The 18,232-nt window shown below is 65.8% G+C and carries 11 protein-coding genes; 4 read left to right on the top strand and 7 right to left on the bottom strand.

Features of this window, described 5'->3' with window-relative positions; translation table 11 throughout:
* Nucleotides 1-12: 12 nt before the first annotated feature.
* Entirely contained in the window at nucleotides 13-936 is a 924-nt protein-coding gene (locus OG587_RS46205; protein ID WP_329085418.1) for an ABC transporter substrate-binding protein, read from the top strand.
* 379 nt (nucleotides 937-1,315) lie between these two features.
* Nucleotides 1,316-2,350, top strand: a complete 1,035-nt coding sequence (locus OG587_RS46200) for an ion channel (RefSeq protein WP_329085416.1) — start codon at nucleotides 1,316-1,318, stop codon at nucleotides 2,348-2,350.
* 37 nt (nucleotides 2,351-2,387) lie between these two features.
* Here the strand turns inward: OG587_RS46200 and OG587_RS46195 are convergent, their stop codons facing one another.
* The 4 genes from OG587_RS46195 to OG587_RS46180 form a co-directional block, all read right to left on the bottom strand.
* On the bottom strand, nucleotides 2,388-3,008 hold the full coding sequence (locus OG587_RS46195) for a hypothetical protein (RefSeq protein WP_329085414.1): 621 nt from the start codon (nucleotides 3,006-3,008) through the stop codon (nucleotides 2,388-2,390).
* A gap of 9 nt (nucleotides 3,009-3,017) precedes the next feature.
* A complete protein-coding gene (locus tag OG587_RS46190; protein WP_329085412.1) occupies nucleotides 3,018-3,656 on the bottom strand; it encodes a hypothetical protein in 639 nt (212 codons plus the stop codon).
* 10 nt (nucleotides 3,657-3,666) lie between these two features.
* Nucleotides 3,667-4,212 carry an ATP-binding protein gene (locus OG587_RS46185; RefSeq protein WP_329085411.1) on the bottom strand — a complete coding sequence of 182 codons (546 nt, stop codon included), beginning with the start codon at nucleotides 4,210-4,212 and terminating at the stop codon, nucleotides 3,667-3,669.
* Between the two features lie 121 nt (nucleotides 4,213-4,333).
* On the bottom strand, nucleotides 4,334-4,711 hold the full coding sequence (locus OG587_RS46180; protein ID WP_329085410.1) for a hypothetical protein: 378 nt from the start codon (nucleotides 4,709-4,711) through the stop codon (nucleotides 4,334-4,336).
* Between the two features lie 275 nt (nucleotides 4,712-4,986).
* Between OG587_RS46180 and OG587_RS46175 the strand changes: the two genes are divergently transcribed.
* Nucleotides 4,987-6,345 carry a helix-turn-helix domain-containing protein gene (locus OG587_RS46175; RefSeq protein WP_329085409.1) on the top strand — a complete coding sequence of 453 codons (1,359 nt, stop codon included), beginning with the start codon at nucleotides 4,987-4,989 and terminating at the stop codon, nucleotides 6,343-6,345.
* A gap of 371 nt (nucleotides 6,346-6,716) precedes the next feature.
* Here OG587_RS46175 and OG587_RS46170 read toward each other — a convergent pair whose 3' ends face one another.
* Complete coding sequence (locus OG587_RS46170; protein WP_329085408.1) at nucleotides 6,717-7,142, bottom strand: DUF4265 domain-containing protein; 426 nt, start codon at nucleotides 7,140-7,142, stop codon at nucleotides 6,717-6,719.
* 96 nt (nucleotides 7,143-7,238) lie between these two features.
* Nucleotides 7,239-15,293, bottom strand: a complete 8,055-nt coding sequence (locus OG587_RS46165; RefSeq protein WP_329085406.1) for a LamG-like jellyroll fold domain-containing protein — start codon at nucleotides 15,291-15,293, stop codon at nucleotides 7,239-7,241.
* 625 nt (nucleotides 15,294-15,918) lie between these two features.
* Here OG587_RS46165 and OG587_RS46160 point away from each other — a divergent pair.
* Entirely contained in the window at nucleotides 15,919-16,389 is a 471-nt protein-coding gene (locus OG587_RS46160) for a flavin reductase family protein (RefSeq protein WP_329085404.1), read from the top strand.
* Nucleotides 16,390-16,462: 73 nt separating this feature from the next.
* Here the strand turns inward: OG587_RS46160 and sppA are convergent, their stop codons facing one another.
* On the bottom strand, nucleotides 16,463-18,166 hold the full coding sequence (sppA, locus tag OG587_RS46155) for a signal peptide peptidase SppA (RefSeq protein WP_329085401.1): 1,704 nt from the start codon (nucleotides 18,164-18,166) through the stop codon (nucleotides 16,463-16,465).
* Nucleotides 18,167-18,232 lie beyond the last annotated feature (66 nt).

The following is an 18,232-nucleotide window of genomic DNA, read 5'->3' as shown; positions in this document are numbered from 1 at the left end:
GGGAATAGCACCATGAAGCGCCTGATCAGCACCGCGGCGGTCCTCCTGTCCGCGGCGCTCACACTTACCGCGTGCGGCGGCGGAGATCCGCTCACCAGCGCCTCCCCGGCTCCCGCCGGTTCCGGGTCCGCCTCCGCTCCGGCGGCCGGGGGGAAGGTCATCATCGGGTCGGCCAACTTCCCGGAGAACGTCCTGCTCGGCGAGATCTACTCCCAGGCCCTGGCGGCCAAGGGCGTCCAGGTCGAGGAGAAGTTCAACATCGGCAGCCGCGAGGTCCTGTACGACCAGGTCAAGAGTGGCGGCCTGACCATCCTGCCGGAGTACATCGGCTCCCTCCTCGCCTTCGTCGACAACACGACCACGGCGAAGTCGAAGGACGACGTCATCGCCGGTCTCAAGGAGAAGCTCCCCGCCGAGCTGGAGGTCCTCACCCCCGCCCCGGCCGAGGACAACAACTCGCTGACCGTCACCAAGGAGACCGCCACCAAGGACGGCCTCACCACGATCGAGGACCTGGTCAAGGTCGCCAAGAACTACTCGGTGGGCGGCCCGCCGGAGTTCCAGACCCGCCAGGAGAAGAACTTCAAGGACACGTACGGCCTGGAGTTCAAGGAGTGGAAGAAGACCGGCGACGCCACCGCCGACGCCATCAAGGACGGCACCGTCCAGGTCGGCAACGTCTTCACCACCGACCCGAAGATCATCGTCAATGACCTGGTCTCCCTCCAGGACAACAAGAGCGCCTTCGCGGCCGAGAACATCGCCCCCCTGGTCAACAAGGCCGGTGTGAACGACACCGTGAAGACCACCCTCGACGCGGTCTCCGCCAAGCTCGACACCGCCGGCCTGGTCGCGCTGATGAAGCGCGTCGCGGTCGACAAGGACGACGCCGAGGCGGTCGCCAAGGACTGGCTCACCCAGAACGCCCTGCTCTGACGGTTCGTCCAGCCGGGCTTCAACGATTCACCCGGCTCCAATGATCCACTCGACCGGCCCCGGACGTCTCCTTGGGTTCACGTGGTCGTCGCAACATCTCGATCTGAGGAGTTGCGACGACCCCTTGAAACCGCCCTCGTCCGGGGCCGGTTCGCGTTCGCGGAGACGGAGACGGGGACGGGGACCGCGGGCGCGTGGTGTCGTCGACGCGCTGGGAAACGCCCGCGAGAACGCGAGGCGGAGAACCGACGGCGAGCCTTCTCGGACGGTTACCGGCCCGGCCACGCTCTGTCTGGTAAATCCGTATGTCTTAAAGCTTCTTTAGTGCCGTTTGTCCGGTTAGTGTGGCCGCACCGAAGTGTGTTGCGCGGGAGGCAGCGTGCCGATCCTGTTAGCTCGCCTGCTGGCCCGAATCACGGTGCTGGGGACCTGGTGGACGCCGGTTCTCGTCCTCAGCGTCGTGTTCCTGACGAGCTGGCCCCTGATGACGCTCGCGGAACCCGCGGACAGCGTGATCGTCCAGCCCGCAAACTACTGGTGGTACTTCGTGGTCACCGCCGCGACCGTCGGCTACGGCGACCTGTACCCGGAGTCGGCGGCGGGCCACGTCGTCGGCGCGTACGTCATCGTCGGCGGCATCGCGACGTTGACGACGGTGTTCACCAGGCTGTCGACCGCGCTGGAGAAGGCGAAGGGACGAAGGATGCAGGGTGCCATCACGGTGGAGACGTCGGGCCACATCGTGCTGCTCGGCTACACGCCGGGGCGGACCGAGCAGATGGTGGACGAGCTGATCGCCGACGGTTCGAGCCGCATCGTGCTCTGCGCCTGGGACGACGTGCCGGCCCACCCGATGTCCGACCGCGACGTCACGTTCGTACGCGGTGATCTGACCGACGACGGCGTGTTGCGCCGGGCCGGCGTGCAACGGGCGCACAGCGTGCTGGTCGACGCCCGCGACGACAACGAGGCGCTCGCGGTCGCGGTCACCGCCGACCACGTCGCCGAGGGCGCCCATCTCGTCGTCGCGCTGCGCGACCTCGGCAGGGTTCGGCACCTGCGCTACGTCGACGAGGCCGTACGCTGCGTCCAGTGGCACAGCCCTCACATGATCACCGAGGAGCTCAAGGATCCCGGCATCACCGAGATCTACACGCAGCTGATGACCCACGGCGGCGCCGACACCTATTCGGTGCGGCTGCCGAAGTCCCTGGGGCCGGTGCTGGTCGACCGCTGCCAGACCTCCCTCGGCCGACGCCACGGAGCCACGATGCTCGCCGCCCGGACCGGTGACACGCTGCTGGTCAATCCCGGCTGGCAGACCTGGCTGCCGACGGGGGCCGTCCTGTACTACGTCGCCTCCCGCCGCCTCACCCCCGACGAGATCGCGAACGCGCTGCGTGAGACGGCCTGACCGGGAGCGGCCATTCCGCGTCGGCTGCTCCGTCGCGCTACGGGGGTTCCGGCCAGTAGTGCGCCGAGCGAGCGGCGGCCGATGCGATGGCCGCGCCGTCGAGTTCGGCGATCGTCAGCTCGATGCCGCCCAGCGGCCACTCCACGGCGAACTCGAAGCTCTCCGCCGGGGGCAGCGGCCACAGCCACAGCCCGAAATGGCGGAAACCGAACTCGCCGCCGCGCATGCCGCTGCCGGTCGGCGACCACGACAGCACGGGTCCGGCCGGAGGCTCATCGAGGGAGCCCGCTCTGCCGCGCGCCGGCTCGATGGTGGTGGCCTTCGAGCCGTCGGCGAACCGCACGCCCAGCCGCAACAGCGAGTCCGGCGTACTGCCCCGCCCGACCGCTTGGCCGAACGGGGCCCCGGCCATCTGCATGTACCACCAGTCTCCGGAGGACAGGTCGCCCTGCCGGGACACGATCTCCACCTCAAGCATGCAGCCGGTGCCGAAGACCCGGATCGTCGGCAGCAGCACCACGACGTTCGCGCTCCGGGCCACCACCCGCTCGACCGCGAGCACGGCCCCGGCCTCCAGAGAGGGGGGAGCCGACCAGGGCGGGAGCTCGGGACGGCTGGGGGAGGGTTCCTGCTCCGTTGGCACGGGATCGAAGAACATCACCTCACGCTACGGGAAATCCTTTTTCGCTGACAGGTCGTTCTGGTTCGCAAGGTCGATCGCGTCCTGCCCGGCGCTGTTTCGCCGTAGCGGGACGCGGGGAAGGAACGCGCTGACCATGAGGGCAAGTTCCAGCACAAGCAGAAACAGCGCGATATAGAGCCCGGGGCGTACGTCCGCGTTGTAACCGGGTAGATGCGAGCTGAACAAGTTGTCCCGGGGAATGTATCCGATCTGCTCTTCGGGTTTGACGGCATCATCGAGCGAGAGCAACTCGGATGTCACCTCGACCTCGTTGGAGAATGTCCCTCCGATCGAGTAAAGGATCCCCCACTGCCACGCCGTAAGGACGATTCCGAAGACGACGAGGGCGAGCGCGGCAGGCCGACTCCGCCGTGACGTGGTGGCAACGCCGCGCAGGCTCCACAGCAGCGCCGCGGCCACTCCCAGCAGCACCGCGAGCGACCAGGCTGTGGAGGCCTGCCAGGCGTTCGCCGTCGACTGCTCGGTGCGTTCCCCGTGCTGATCCGAGACTCCCCAGGTGATACCGAACCACTCCCAGAAGCTCACCGCGAGCAGCAGTACCGCGAACCCGAGTACGCCCCATTCACGGAAACCCCATCGAGAAGCACCAAGATCAGACGACATGGAGAGTAAGTCAACACCAAATACAGATGTTGAGGGGGCGAATAGGTAAGAAGGGCCGGATTGGCTGACGAGGTCTCAGCGCCCTCTCGCACATGTGTGCTTTTCCGAAGCTTTCATCGGCGGCGATGCTGTTCTTCCCCTCGCGCCCGCTCAGCGCCGCGCCGGCCGATTCGAGTTCGAACCAGATCAGGGTTCCGGCGGAGTCGCGCTGAAATCCCCAGCGGGCAGCGAGGCTGTTGACGAGCATGAGCCCTCGGCCACCTGTGGCGTCCGGGCCGGAGTTCCTCGTGCAGGGAATCTCCGAAATACCAGAGTCCTGGACGGTGATCAGTACGCCATGGGGGAGGAAGGCCACCGTGACGACGAACTCTCGTGGCGGGTCCGCCGGTCCGGCGTCGTGCGGTCCGCCGGAATGCTCGACGGCGTTGGCAGCGAGTTCGCTGGTGAGGAGTACGGCGTCGTCGTGGAGCGGGTGGTCGTTGCCGAGGACTTCGGTGACAAAGGTACGCGCGGGTCTGACCTGGTCGGGAGTAGCCGGGAAACGCTGGGAGATCACGGGGGATCTCACCGGTGGGTGGTCCTGGAGCGCTGACCATCCAGGGATTCGTCCCAGGTGCGGTGACCACGCGGTGGCCGAGTGAGTTGGCCCTGTGGCCTGCTTCATGGTCCGGAAGCGGTCAGCGAGTACGCCGACGAGTGCGGACAGGAGTCGCGCTGCCATCTCGGTCACCTCCCTTGCCCTCGATCCTGTTGAGCCGGATGGTTCCAGCGACTCTGATGTCCGGGCCGTTCTCCCCATCGGGGCCTTCGGGCTGCGGGGCCTGGGCGTCTGCCCTGGGGAGGGGGCGTGGTGGCCGTTTGGGCTGGTCGGAGGTGAGGTGGAGGTGGAAGTCCTCGATGTGCCGTATCTGTGCGGCCAGCTCGGCGGGCGTGTCGGCCTCGATCAGGCCGATGCGCTCTCGGCACCAGGTGGGGGAGAGCGCCCACCAATGTCCGGTGGCCTTGCCGTACCAGAGGCACCAGCCGGTGAACCGCAGCGCCGGCGCACGCGGCACCCGGTCGTACCCGTCGCAGGCGGTTCCCTCTTCTTCTCGCGGAGGCTCTGTGGCCTGGCAGGGATTCATGGTGATCACTGGTGGGGCGTCGCCCGGCATAGCTTCTCCAGGTGAGATCGAGTAACTCTGTGTAATTCCCTTCCAAGAGAACCGCAGGTGGGTGACCATGAAAGGAGCCCCGTAGGGGCCCGCATCGAGGGGCCACCCCGGAGGCCAGGTCAGTCACGAGGGGGCCGCTTTCTGGCCTACAGACAGAGAGCGAAAGGAGTTGAGTTGTGGTGGAGGTAGAGGGCCTGGCGATTGAAGAACTGGTCAAGCGGTCCCGACAGGTCAAGGGCCTCACGCAGGCGAGCCTCGCCGACCGGCTCGCCCGAGTGTCCGGGCAGGCCACGATCACTCGCAACGAGGTCTCTCGCTGGGAGCGCGGCAAGCGGCTGCCTCTGGCCTGGCTGCCTTGGTTGAGCATCGCGCTCGATCTCCCGCTGGCGGTGCTCGACCAGGCAGTCGTCCTGTCTCGGGCCAAGCGACTGGGCGCCGCCCCGCCGAGCACGAACGGCGATCGCCTGACACTGTTCAGCGACGGCTGGACACGAGAGAGCAACGAGGCGATGGCTGCCGGCCTGATCGCCGAGAGCGAGGCCATGTCGGAGGAGTCCGCGCTTCGCGTCGCACACGAGTGGCTGATCGTGGAGTCGCCACAGCTCCATGAGATCCGGGCCGGACGTCGTATCGGTCACTCACTGATCGACAAGATCGAGACCCGGGTCGACCATTTACGGCACCTCGATGACTACGTGGGCGGCACGGACCTGCACGCGCTCGTCTCCCAGGAACTGGAGGCCACCGCCACGGTCGCCAGGGAGGCCGCCTACAGCGAGGACGTGGGCCGCCGACTCCTGAAAACCGTGGGAGAGCTCTGCCAACTCGCGGGATGGGTGACTTCTGACGCGGGACTGTACGGTCGCGCTCGTACCTACTACATCAAAGGCATCCAAGCCGCGCATGTCGCTGGCGATGAGCCGACGGCGGCCAATCTCCTGTCCTCGTTGAGTTATCAGATGGCCAACGTGGGAGATCCCAGGGAGGCAGCCATGATGGCCCGTACGGCGGTCAAGGGCGCTGAGCGATCAAGCACCCCGCTCACCCGCGCCCTGCTGCTGGAACGAGTGGCCTGGGCACACGCGAAAGCGGGAGATTCGGCGATCACCGAACGGGCGCTCGGCGAGGTTGATCAGGTATTCGGGCTGCACCGAGAGGGTGATGAAGATCCGAAATGGGTCTACTGGCTGGGTCGAGACGAGGTTGATGTGATGGCTGGCCGGTGCTTCACCGAACTCGGCCGCCCGCTCAAGGCCGAACCGTTACTCACCCAGGGCATTGACACCTACGACGCCACGCACGCGCGGGAGGTTTCGCTCTACCTGAGCTGGCTCGCCGACGCCTACACCCAGGCCCGCGAGATCGAGCAGGCCACGGAGGCCGCCTCGAAGTCGTTGAGGCTGGCGGCCAAGGTCAACTCAGCTCGCGTCACCGACCGCATAGGGATCATCCGATCCCGCCTCCGTCCCTTCGCGGACACCGCTGCGGTCCGAAGGTTCGAGGACCTTTATCAATCGACGGTAGATGTGATCTGAACCGACCCGACTCCATAAAACCTGGGGCATATTAGAGCCTCTACGAAACTCGCGGCGGTTGAGGATGCTGCTTGTGGCTGCGCTTATTTGCTATCACCGGACACCTGATCTCCTGTACTCCGTACCGCCGTATAACAGTCCTAGGTAATGCAGATCGTTTGCTTTTGCCCGGTTGTATGCTCTGTCAACGCTGATTTGACCAGCAGTAATTCGCCCCAACGACCATGAAAGAACACGCATGGGTCCCAGTGCCCCGCCCATCTGATGCTGCAGCCGGGGCGCCACGCTGACCAAAGCGTGAAATCACCCCTCAGTCGAAGTGGCTGGCTGTCCATCCGAAGATTGTGAAACATTGAAACCGATCAATGAGCTCACCTGTGTTCGCGTGAGATGCATGCTTCCTCGTAGTCTGATACGACTTTTGTGAAGTCTTTGGTGATTATCCGGATGATTGCAGTGTAATTAGTTCTGGGCGGAATATCGACAGCAAGAAGTGACTGGATTGGTCCCATTTCAACTCCACATCCGAGGCTTTCCAGTTCGTTTCTGATTCGATCCCCAGCGTCTTCTTGAGATAAAATCAGGCGAAGAGTCGAATGTCCTTTGGCTGAAAGTAGTTCAGAGAACTGCGCCTCGTTTCCTGTTGTGTCGTAGGAAATAAAATCTCCTTTGCTGATGCCGGTTACGAAGAAGGGGATGCTGAGAACTTCGCCCACGCTGTCAGCAAGTGATCTTACCCAGATACCCTCTTCTCTGTACGGGGGATAGCCGTCCTGGTCCTGTTCGAGTGAGAACACCACGCGAACAGTACTAATATCCGAATTTGACATTAGATCCTCGTGTTCCGCTCTGGATTGGTTGATGATTTATCTTTGGTTTAAACCGATTTGATACTAAAGAGGGCCCTTGGGGGTGTTGCTCCAATTTCCGTTACAGACAAAACAAGTAACTCGCCCATTCCATACGGATCCTGGTCCGCCTAAAGATTGAGGCCACATGTGATCAACTCGCGTTTCTCTAGGGTCTACAGTCCCACCAGTTCGACATTGTTTTGCGGGAATGGTTTCTATTCCACAATCATCGCATACGGTACGGCCGCCATTGTTGCTTCGGCATTTATCGATGGTTTTCCGCTTTTCGGCCGGGCTGAATTTCTTGCCTGCACGATTCATGTCCGCATCCAGGTCCTTGGTTACGCCTCGCGAGTCTACTTCGAATCGGCATGGACTAGACGAATTGGTGTTGTGGACAAGGATGGCTTGGTCGCCGGCTACCACATGGTAGGTGTGGATGTTGTCGACGGTGAGGTTGTGGACGCGCCGGGTGGTGGTCCACTTCTTGATCGCACTGACCTGGACGTGGGTGCCGGCTGAGGTTTGCAGCCACATGCCGGGCTGGAGCTCGCCGGCGTCGGTCCACTCGCGCAGGGAGGGTACCCAGAAGGGGTGCTCGTCGGTCGCGGTGATCGGGGCGGTGACGTTACCTCTGTCGCCGTCGGTGTCCACGGTGATCCTGACGAGGTTCTTGGTGCCTTCGCCTGGGATCAGGACGGTGACGGCCATGGCCTCGGTGCGGCCGGTTTCGGGGTCGGTGGCGAGCACATATTCGCCGATCTCGACGTCTTCGATCGGCTTTTGGGTTCCGTCGGCCATCAGGACGAGGGTGCCGGCCACGAAGCTGTTGGGTTTGCAGGCCTTGGCGGCACCCTTGGCGAACTTACTGCCCGTCTTGGCCAATGTTGTGGCGATCTTCGCGCCAGGGATGAATCCGATCACCGTCATCGCGCAGTCGCCCAAGGACGGGTTGGCCGCGCAATTCATGAAGTCCCCGACGAAAATGTCGCATACAAAATTTCCCGAACAACTCTCCGCGAGACCGCCGATGATGGTTGGAGGTTGTTCTGGGTGGGTTGGGCCTGCGGGCGAATCAGGCGTGGAATCCACCGGCTTTACAGAGCTCGGACAGGAGTACTTGAATCTGTCTCCGGACACGTGGGTTGTTCCAGCCTCGCAGAGACTTACCCCGCTACTTCCGCCGCCTCCGCCGCCGCCGATGATGTCGATTCCATTTGTGCATCCGCCGAAGTTCTCCGGGCGGTCCCGGCCGTAGTTGCAGTGGAGCTCGTCGGCGGTGGGAGGGTCTCGGTCTTCGGTCGCGTTGTTCGGGTCGTTTATGAAGTCTTCGCTGTTCGGATCGAAGTCGGGCTTGTACGGCGGGTCCGGCTTCTTTGGCTTAGGCTTCGTGGGCTTAGGCTTCGTCGGCCCAGAGCCGCCACAGTTTTGGCAGGGATTGTTCGTCGGAGCACTGCCAGTTTTGCCTTGTATGTTGTTTTTCCCCTGAGAATTAACAGGCTGGAGTGGTGGACGCGGCGGACGCTTCTGGGGACATACAGGCCTGGAGTCATTAGGCATGCATTGAGAATCGCTTTGCTTCGCAGCATTGGGTCGAGCATCTGTAAAGACGTCACAGACTACGGAGAAAAAAGGATTGCCGCGCCCCCAACACTCCGGGTTCCAGGGCCAGTGGCCGGTTGGATCCGTGGTAGCAAGGGGGGTGCCGTTGGCGTAGGTGTAGCGGTTGCCTTGGATCGACGGGTTGGGGTTGAGGGTCCAGTCGTCGCGGGAGGAGAAGGTGCCGGTGCCGGGCTGGTACCAGCGGGCGTGCATGTTGACCTTGCCGGTGTCGGGGTCGGTGTACTCGCCCTGGTAGCCCAGCGTGCGCGCGGTGCCTGAGCGGTGGGTGACCTTCCCGAAAGGGTCGTAGGCGACCGAGTCGACCAGGGCGGTTCCGGAGAAGGTGCCGACCACGTCGCCGTGCAGGTCGGACATCACGCCGAGTGCGGCGGTGCCGCCTTCCTGGAGGCTGAGCAGGCCGCCGAAGGGGTCGCGGCCGTACTTGGCCATGATGGTGTTGGCGCCGTCGGAGACGGTGGCGATGTCGTTTTCCAGCCCGGAGTAGGTGAAGCGCTGCTGGTCGGCGCCCTTGGTGCGTGAGGTCATCCGGTCCAGCGCGTCGTAGCCGTAGGAGGCCTCTCCGTCAGAGATCAGCCGGTCGAAGGCGTCGAAGGTGAGGTTGCGGGTGACGCCCGCCTTGGTCTCCGTCGCCACGGTGCCGCGGGGGGTGTAGGTGTAGTCGGTGCCGCCGCCGGAGGTCAGCCGGTTGCGCTCGTCGTAGACGAAGGTCTCGTTCCCGGCCTTGGTGCGGTTGCCCGAGTCGTCCCATTCGTAGGCGGTGGTGGCGCCGCCCGGGGCGGTCCAGGAAGTCAGGCGTCCGGCGTGGTCGTAGCCGTAGGTGTTGGTGCCCGCCCCCGCGGTGCCGGTGGTGGTCTTGGTGGTGAGGTTGTCATCCTTGTCCCACCCGTAGACGATCTTCGCCAGCTGTGTGTTACTGCTGTTCTTCAGCGTCTGGGAGGTGGGCCGGTCGACGGCGTCGTAGGTGTAGGTCTGGGTGCCCGCCGGATTGGCCGAGGTCTGGGTGGTGAGCCGGTTGGCCTTGTCGTAGCCGTAAGTGAAGGTACGACCGGTGACCGGGTCGGAGGCGGTCTTGAGCCGGTCGGCGTCGTCCCAGGTGTAGTTCGCGGTGCCGGTGGTGTCGATGCGCTGGCTGAGGTTGCCCCGCGCGTCGTAGCCGTAGGCGGCGACCTGGTTGGTGGCCTTGGAGACCTTGGTCAGCAGGCTGCGGTCGTTGTACTCCAAGGTGTGGTCGCCGATCGCGGTGACCCGGCCCGCGGTGTCGTAGGTGACGTTGCGCTCGGGAGTGGCCACCGAGGCGCCGCTGCCGGTCTCCTTCACCATCTGGCCCAGGGCGTCGAAGGTCCGGTCGATGCGCACTCCACCCGGTTGCAGGGTGGCGGTGGCGTTGCCGGCGGCGTCGTAGACGGTGGTCCACGTTCGATCGGCCGCGCTGGGATGGGCGGGAGTCGGGGGTTCGATGACCGATTCGGGCAGGCCGAGGGTGTTGTAATCGGTCCATACCGCGTTGCCGCGGCCCTCGGTGGTGCGGGTGCGTGCACCGCTGGCGTCATAACCGAAGGTCGAGGTGATCGACTTGCTGTCGGAGACCGGCTCGATGAGCGCGGTCATTTGACCCAGCGCATCGAAGGTGCGGCGGGTGAGGTGTCCCTCTCCGGAGGTGCTGCTGATCAGGTTGCCGACCGGGTCGCGGCCGAAGCCGAAGGTGCGCACCGTCGCGCCGGTGGCGTCGAGGTCCTTGGCGGCGATCTGCCGTCCGGCTAGGTCGTACTCGGCTTCGGTGGCGTTGCCCTCCGGGTCGGTCACCTTGGCCGAGCGGCCCAGGAAGTCATACCCGATGGCGGAGGTGTTGGTGTTCGGGTCGGTGATGGCGGTGACCTGCCCGGCGGCGTTGACCGTATAGCTGGTGCTCTTGTTACCGGGGGTGACGCTCTTGGTGAGGTTGCCGGCGCTGTCATAGGTCAGTGTGGTGATGTGTGCTGCGGTGGTGGGCCGGCGCTCGATCTGCGTCTGGGTGATCATTCGACCCAGATCGTCGTAGGTGGCCTCGACGCGGGCACCGGTGGGGTCGACCATGGCGAGCTGCTCGCCCAGCAGGTCGTACTCCGACACCCATTTACCGCCTGGCCCGGACGGGCCCGGATCGGTTACCCGGACCTGGCGGCCCAGCGCGTCGTATTCGACGGAGGTGACATGACCCCGCGGGTCGGTGACGCTGGTCAGCTGACCGGCCACGTCGTATTCGTAGCTGATCTTAGGAATCAATGCGGTCCCGCCGGGCGGGGTGTAGGACGGCAGCGTGGTGGAGGCCAGACGGCCGGCCTTGTCGAACGCCGAGGTGACGGTCCGACCTTCGGCGTCGACGCTGTGGGTCAGCACCCCAGCGCTGTCATAGCCGTATCGCACGGTGGGGCGCCCGTCGGCGGCGGAACCGTTCTTGTCGATCTTCACCTGCGGCGACTTCGACTCCACGAGTTGTCCGGCGAGGTCGTAGCGCATCGTGGTGGTGAAGTCCGCGGCGATGGCTCCGGCTGCGTTGCCCCGCGGGTCGGTCACCTCGGTGACCAGGCCGCGGTCGTCATAGCTCCACGTGGAGACCAGATCGTCCGCGCCGTTCTCCACGGTCTGCCTGGTCATCAGGTTCACCGCGTTGTAGGCGTAGGACGTGGATTCGATCCGGGGGCTGCCCGCGCCGGTGAAAGCCTCCTTGGTGAGGTTGCCGGCCGCGTCGTACTCATAGGCGCTCTTGCGCTTGAGCGTGGCCGGATCGAACGTGGTGGAGGTCACCCGACCGGCGGCGTCGTAGACGTACTCCTCGGTGGTCTTACCGCCACCGGTCACCTGCTTGGTGATGTTCCCGGCCGCGTCGTAGGTGTTGGCCTCCAACACCACATCCGCCGCCGTGGCCGAACCGTTCAGCCGGACGTCGTCACCGATCAGCTGCGACAGGCGGTTGTCGGTGAAGTAGGTATAGGCGGTCTTGCGACCCATCGCGTCCACCTCGCCGGCCAGCCGCCCACCAGGGTCGTAGGAGAAAGACTCCAACACCACGTCCTGAGGGGCTTGCGGATTGACCGGGCTGCCGGTCCACCCCTTGAGTGTTGTAGAGGCCAGCTCACCACGCTTCGTGTAGGCGTAGGTGGAAACCGTTCCCTTCTCATCGGTGAGGCTGGCTTTGGCTCCCACGGCGTTCCACGTGACACGGGCCACGCCGCCTTCTGGGCCGGTGACCGTTTCCACCCGGCCGCTGGAGCCGTAGGCATAGGTGATCTTTCGCTCAGGATCACCACCGGTCAGATCCGTGACCGTCTCGCTGAGCTTGTTGCCGTCCGCGTCGTAGGCGAACGTGGTCTTGGCGGTGTGGGTGACGTTGGTGACCTCGTTCTTCACCCCGGCGCCGGTGTGGGTGAGCACACGCCCCAGCCCGTCATAGGTGGAGGTCGTGACCACTCCATCGGGGTGGGCCTGAGAGACCTCCGTCCGTGAGATCACGCGGCCGAGCGCGTCATGGGCGAACTGGATTTTCAACCCTGACGGACTGGTCTGCTCGGCCTGGTCACCGGCGGCGGTGTAGCGGTACGTCGTCTCGCTGCCCCTGGCATCCTTAGCCGACTTGCGCAGGCCGGCCGGGGTGGTGCCGCCACCGATGGCGGGCTCGGTGCCGTCGGTGTAGGCATATGTCGTCGATCGACCGCTGGGGAAGTCCGGGGTGGCCGGGGTGGTCTTCTTTGCCACTTCACCCTTGATGGTGTATTCGGTGGTGGTGGCGTAGGTGTTGTCGGTGGCGCTCGTTGAGCGGGCATCCCTATGTGTTACGGGACGGTCATTGCGCGGGTCGAACTCATCGGTGCTGTTGCGGTAGAACGCCTGGCGGGTGGTTTGGCAGTTTCCCGCCGCCTGACAGGTCTTGGTGGCGGTGACGTTGCCGCGGGCGTCGTTGACCTGCTCGGTGACCACACCGTTCGGGTCGGTGACCTTGGCGGGGAAACCGCCGGTGTCGTACTCGTACCTGGTGATCTTTCCCAACTGGTCGGTGCGGTTGACCAGGCGGTAGCCGCGCCAGGCGTCGTAGGCGTAGCCAAGAGTGTTGTTGTTGGGATCGGTCACCGTGACCGTTGACAGGCCGGTCGCCTGGGCGTACACGGGCTTGCCGATCTTCCAGGTGCCGCCGTGCTGGTCAGTGTGGGTGCTGATCCGCTCGGTGCCCGCGTCGTAGGTGTTGGCCGCCCACACCCGCTCAGACGGCAGGGTGATCTTCGTGAGCTTGTGGGGTGCTTCGGCGCGTGCGGCGTAATGTAGCGCCACTTCGGCCGCGGTCAGCGGCTTGCCGTAGATCGCGACCTCGTCGATCAGGCCACGGAAGGGAAACTCCTGCGAGCCGGTCCCGGTCGGCAGGCCGGGCGCCGATCCTCGGGTGACGATACCGGTGCCGATCGCGGCATACGGGCGCCAAGGGTCTGCCTGGGCGGTCATCGTGCCGATCTGTGCGCCGTCCAGATACAGCACCTGATCGGCTCCGGAGATCGTCAGCGCCACGTGATGCCACTGGTCGTCGTTGACCACGGCCGCCGACCCCATCGGGGAGGTGACCATCTTGAACGCGCCGCGGAGCTTGCCGTCGGTGCCGACATACAGCATCGGCCCTTCCGGTACAGCGCCGTAGTTCACCGAGGAGGCCATCAGCACGCCGGAGGTGGTGGTCTTGAACCACATCTCCGCCGAGACTTGATCACCCAGGTATGCCAGCGCGTGCTGCGGCAAGGTCACCCGCGAGTTGTTGAACTCCACCGCCGTGTCGGGGGTTCCCGCCAGCGCGCCGGGCTTGCCGTAGGTCACGGCGCTGTATTCGGCGCTGCCCGCCCCCGAACCCAGGTCGGCTGCCTGCCACCCTGATGCCTCACCCAGCCGCCAGTAACCGTAGGGTTCGGTGTCCTGGACGATGCCGCGGTATTGCGAGCCGCTGTCATAGGTGTAGCGGGTGCAGTTGGGGGCGGCCACCGGCGCGCACACCGCCGTCAGCTTGTCGCCCTCGTAGTGGTAGGTCCACGTCACCGGCGATCCGTTCACCGGGTCGCTGGACACGCTCGCCACGTGCGTGCCGCTCCAGGTGAAACTCAGCGACCTGTCACCGGCCGCGGTCACCTTCTCCAGCTTGCCACCCGCAGCGTAGAGGAGGTTTTGCGCCCGGCCGTGGGCGTCGGTCACCGTCGTCAACCGGCCCTGGGCGTCGAACAGATACACGGTGGAGGATTTGTCCATCAGTTTCCACCCGCCACCGGTGACGTCGGCCAAGGTGGCGTGCATGCCCGGCGGCGGCTGGAAACTCCCATCGCCGTTGGCGGCGAACCGCACCCGGCGCCCGTCGGGGTAGGTCACCAGCGCGCTGGTCAGGTCACCGCGCACCTCACGCACCAGCTTCATGTCCCAGCGCGTCGACCAGCCCGCACCGAAGATCCCGTCGACGCGGGCGTCCATGCTGTTGTAGGAGCGCGTCACCGACAGCGACGGGCCGGGCGTGGACACCGACAAGTCCGTGGCCTCGGTGGTGTAGTTGCCCGGCATCTGGTGGAACTCCTGGCCGTTGACCCCGCGCGCGGCCAGCTGCGAGCCGATCACCGGCTGGCGCACCCCGGTGGTGAACGACCATGTCGAGGAGGTCGTGCTCAGGTTGTTGCTCGTGTCGGTGGCGGTGACGTTCCACCAGTACTGCTTGCTCCAGGTCAGCTTCCCCGGGGGAACCTTCCATCCTCCCGAGTAGTAGTTCGTCACCGCACCGGACGCGGGGCATGTCCCGGTCATCGCCGCGTTGTCACACACCTTGAAGGTGAAACGGATCAACACCGGAGAAGAGGAGTCGTTGCCGCGGCCGGTGGCCCGCAGTGTCGGTGTCCGCGCCTCCACCAGCGTCCCGTCGTAGGGGTAGACGACATCTACCGACGGATACTGGTGGAACGAGCACGTTCCCTGATGCACCCACGAGTTGGGAGCCGACGGCGGGGGTGTCCCGACCGGAGCGCTGAAACCCCTGACTTTCCATACGTCCGTGCCGTAGGCGACCACGGCCCCGGAGGTGTAGCTCTGGCTGGAACTCCATGCCGTGTACGTGTCGCAAAAATCAGCTGCCGCCGAAGAGGCGGCGCTGCCGGTGGCCTCAGCCGCTCCTCGGCGCTCGGCCCGCCGACCATCCTGGGAAGCCAAACCGCCACCCTTGGCCGCCGAAGCCCGGGGACCTTCATCGGTGAATCGCTTCTCGACCGGCAACGCGTCCTTGCCGCTTCGGATGTCCTGCTCGGGTCCCTTGGGCAGGCTCACCGTCGTGGTGGTGGCCGCAGAATCCACCAAGGAGGGGAATCCCGCCGCCGACCCGGTCAACTGGTCGGGGGTGTCGGGGGTGCCGTGGAGGAGCGCGGCCGGTCGCACCGCGGCGGACACGGGAACCGCCTGGAACAGCAACAGGCCGGGCAGCGCCGCCACCATGACGGCCACCGCCGTTCGGGCTCGCATGGCTGTTGAAAACGACCATGACAAACTGCGGCGCATACGCCGTCACCCTCCGAACAAGTCAGCGCGAGAGCCAACCGCTCCCGCGTTACCCCAGCCCGCCACCAGGCCCACAACGGGGCAGGGGTCAACGGTTCGGAGCGCGCAACAAGCAAACGATCAGAAATTACACATAGAACCTTTACTGGCGCAATATGTGTAATAGGTAATAAATGGGACGTGGGTTTTGGGTTTAAAAATGCGATATGTCGGGCTCGCGTTCCCCTTGTGACGCTGGGTTTTCGAGAGGGTGGACCGGAATGATCACACAAGGAAAGAGGGTGGTAGCCCACCGTTCGTCTCGTGCGTCTCGCCCCCCGAGCTTTTTCGAAATCGCAGCTCACGCTCGGTGAGACGCGGCAGTGTTTGCAACGGACGCGGTGGAATGAAGGAGACCGGCCGCGCGGTTTTGGGACGGCCCGAAGTCGGTGCCGATGGCGGTGAAGGCGCGGAAGGTGGCCTGTGGCAGGTGAAAAGTGGCAACGGCGAGGTTGTGGGCCGATGTGATTCGGAGCACACTGCGCTGGGCTGAACGCCCGCCCGGTTCCGGGATGATGGCCACATGAACGAGTTCGTCGAGTCCATGGCCCAGGTGACGACCGGTGTGACGGTCGTCACGGTGAAGGACGGGCGCGACGACGTGGGGGTGACGGTCGCGACCTTCACCTCGCTGTCGCTGGACCCGCCGCTGGTGATGGTGAGCCTGGACAACGTCGGATATCTCAACGAGTTGCTGCTCCGTCAGGACCGCTGGGCCGCCAGCGTGCTGTCGGCGGGGCAGAAGGCGATCGCCAGCCGCTTCGCCAGCGCGGGCCGTCCCGGTGCCAGGTTGCTGCTCGCGGGTACGCCGCACCACCGGGGCGCGCTGAGCGAGGCCCTCGTTGTGGACGGCGGTGTGACCGCGCTGGAGGCCGAGACGGTCAAGGTCGTCCCGGCAGGGGACCACACGCTCTTCATCGCCAAGGTCCTGGGGGTCGACTACGTCGACACGTCCGTTCTGCCGCTGGCCCGCTACCGGAGCCGCTACCGCTGATCCGTCCGACGGGACGCCGCCCACCCCTCCGTCCGGACGCGGCGGCCTTACCGAAGAGCGCGGGAAGGCAGGGTCAGCGGATCGTCCACGAGCCCGGGAGCATCAGCGGCCCGTACGACGGCAGGCCCAGCTCGCCCGCGAGGTGGGCGATCGGGCCCCACGCCTCCAGGCGGACCTGGGCCGTGGCGGCGGTCCTGTCCTCGCTGGACTCCGCGGGGCGCAGCCGCTCCAGGGGGTTGAGTTTGGGGTAGGCGCGCACGGGGGCGTCGACGGGCAGCCCGGCCTTCTTGCGGGCCAGGGCGAGGGCGTCCTCCAGACCGCCGAGCTCGTCGACGAGGCCGCCCTCCAGGGCGTCCGCCCCGGTCCAGACCCGGCCCTTGGCCAGCTCGTGGGCGCGCTCGCGGGACAGGCCGCGACCCTCGGCGACCTTGTTCACGAAGTCGTCGTAGACCCGGTCGAGCCAGGCGTTGACCCGCGCCCACTGCGCCTCGGAGAAGGCGTTGGTGGGGGAGAACATCCCGGCGTTGGCGCCCTCGCCGACGGTCTCGGAGGAGACGCCGATCTTCTCCAGCAGCCCGCCGATGACCGCCTTGCCGCCGAACACGCCGATGGAGCCGGTGAGCGTGCCAGGCTGGGCCACGATCGCGTCGGCGGCCATCGAGACCATGTAGCCACCGGAGGCGGCCAGGTCGCCCATCGAGATCACGATGGGCTTGCCCGCCCTGCGGGTGAGCACGACCTCGCGCCAGATGGCGTCGGAGGCCACGTACGAGCCACCGGGGCTGTCGACCCGGAAGACGACGGCCTTGACGTTGTCGTCGCGGCGGGCCGCGCGCAGGGCGGCGCAGATGGTGTCGGAGCCCATGGCGCCACCGCCGCCCAGCGGGCTGCGGCCGCTGCGGCCGAGCCGGATCGCGCCGTTGCCGCGGACCAGCGCGACGGTCTGCTCGCCGGGGTGCGGAAGCTTCCGCGCGGACAGCGCCTTGGCGTAGCGGCCGACGTACAGCAGCATCGCGCTGTCGCCGACGGACTCCTTGACCTCGTCGTAGACCTCGTCGCGGTAGGCCAGCCGGTCGACGAGCCCGGCCTCGACGGCCTCGGCGCCGATGAACGGGCCCTGATCGATGAGCTCGCGCACCCTGGCGGGTTCGAGCCCGCGCCCCTCGGCGATTCCAGCCACGACCTGTTCGGTGACCGACTCGGTGATGCGGCCCATCGACTCGCGGTGGGCCTCGGTCATGTGGTCCTGGGTGAAGGTGTTGGCGGCCGTCTTGTACTCGTGCCGCTGGCCGATCTGGTACTCGACGCCGAGCTTGCCCAGCGCGCCCCGCAGGAAGCGCTGCTCCATCGCGACGCCGGTCAGCCCGACGTCGCCGGACGGCTGGAGGTAGACCCGCTCGAAGGCGCTGCCCAGGTAGTAGGGGACGGTGCCCGCGCCGAACTCGCCGAAGGTCTCGGCGAACGCGACGGTCAGCCTGCCCGACGCCCGGAAGTGGATGACGGCCTGGCGGAGCTCCTGGACGACCGCGAGCCCCAGCGGCTGGGTGCCGATCTTGACGATCAACGCCTTGACCCGGTCGTCCTTCCTGGCGCGCTTGAGCCCGGCCAGCACGTCGGTCAGGCTCGTCTTGCGCATCGCCATGAGGGCGCTCAGCGGATCCGCCGGAGGACTGCCGTCGGTCAGGCCCTCGGTGAGGTCGAGCTCAAGAACCAGGGGAGCGGTACGCCGCTGCTTGAACCGGTCGACACTGTCGATGATCACCTTGGTCGCGTCCATGCCCTTCACCCTAAGCGACACATACCGGGCTTATGCGGTTCGGCGGGGTTCACCTGCTTTCCCCCT

Source organism: Streptosporangium sp. NBC_01469 (assembly GCF_036227305.1).
Classification (GTDB): Bacteria; Actinomycetota; Actinomycetes; order Streptosporangiales; family Streptosporangiaceae; genus Streptosporangium.
The sequence above is the reverse complement of the archived record's forward strand: the minus strand, read 5'-3'. Positions and strand labels throughout refer to the sequence as shown.

Bases quoted from the DNA above. Each gene is read 5' to 3' on its own strand.
- OG587_RS46205 (WP_329085418.1), top strand. From the start codon at position 13: ATGAAGCGCCTGATCAGCACCGCGGCGGTCCTCCTGTCCGCGGCGCTC.
- OG587_RS46195 (WP_329085414.1), bottom strand. From the start codon at position 3,008: ATGTTCTTCGATCCCGTGCCAACGGAGCAGGAACCCTCCCCCAGCCGT.
- OG587_RS46190 (WP_329085412.1), bottom strand. From the start codon at position 3,656: ATGTCGTCTGATCTTGGTGCTTCTCGATGGGGTTTCCGTGAATGGGGC.
- OG587_RS46165 (WP_329085406.1), bottom strand. From the start codon at position 15,293: ATGGTGGCGGCGCTGCCCGGCCTGTTGCTGTTCCAGGCGGTTCCCGTG.
- OG587_RS46160 (WP_329085404.1), top strand. From the start codon at position 15,919: ATGAACGAGTTCGTCGAGTCCATGGCCCAGGTGACGACCGGTGTGACG.
- sppA (WP_329085401.1), bottom strand. From the start codon at position 18,166: ATGGACGCGACCAAGGTGATCATCGACAGTGTCGACCGGTTCAAGCAG.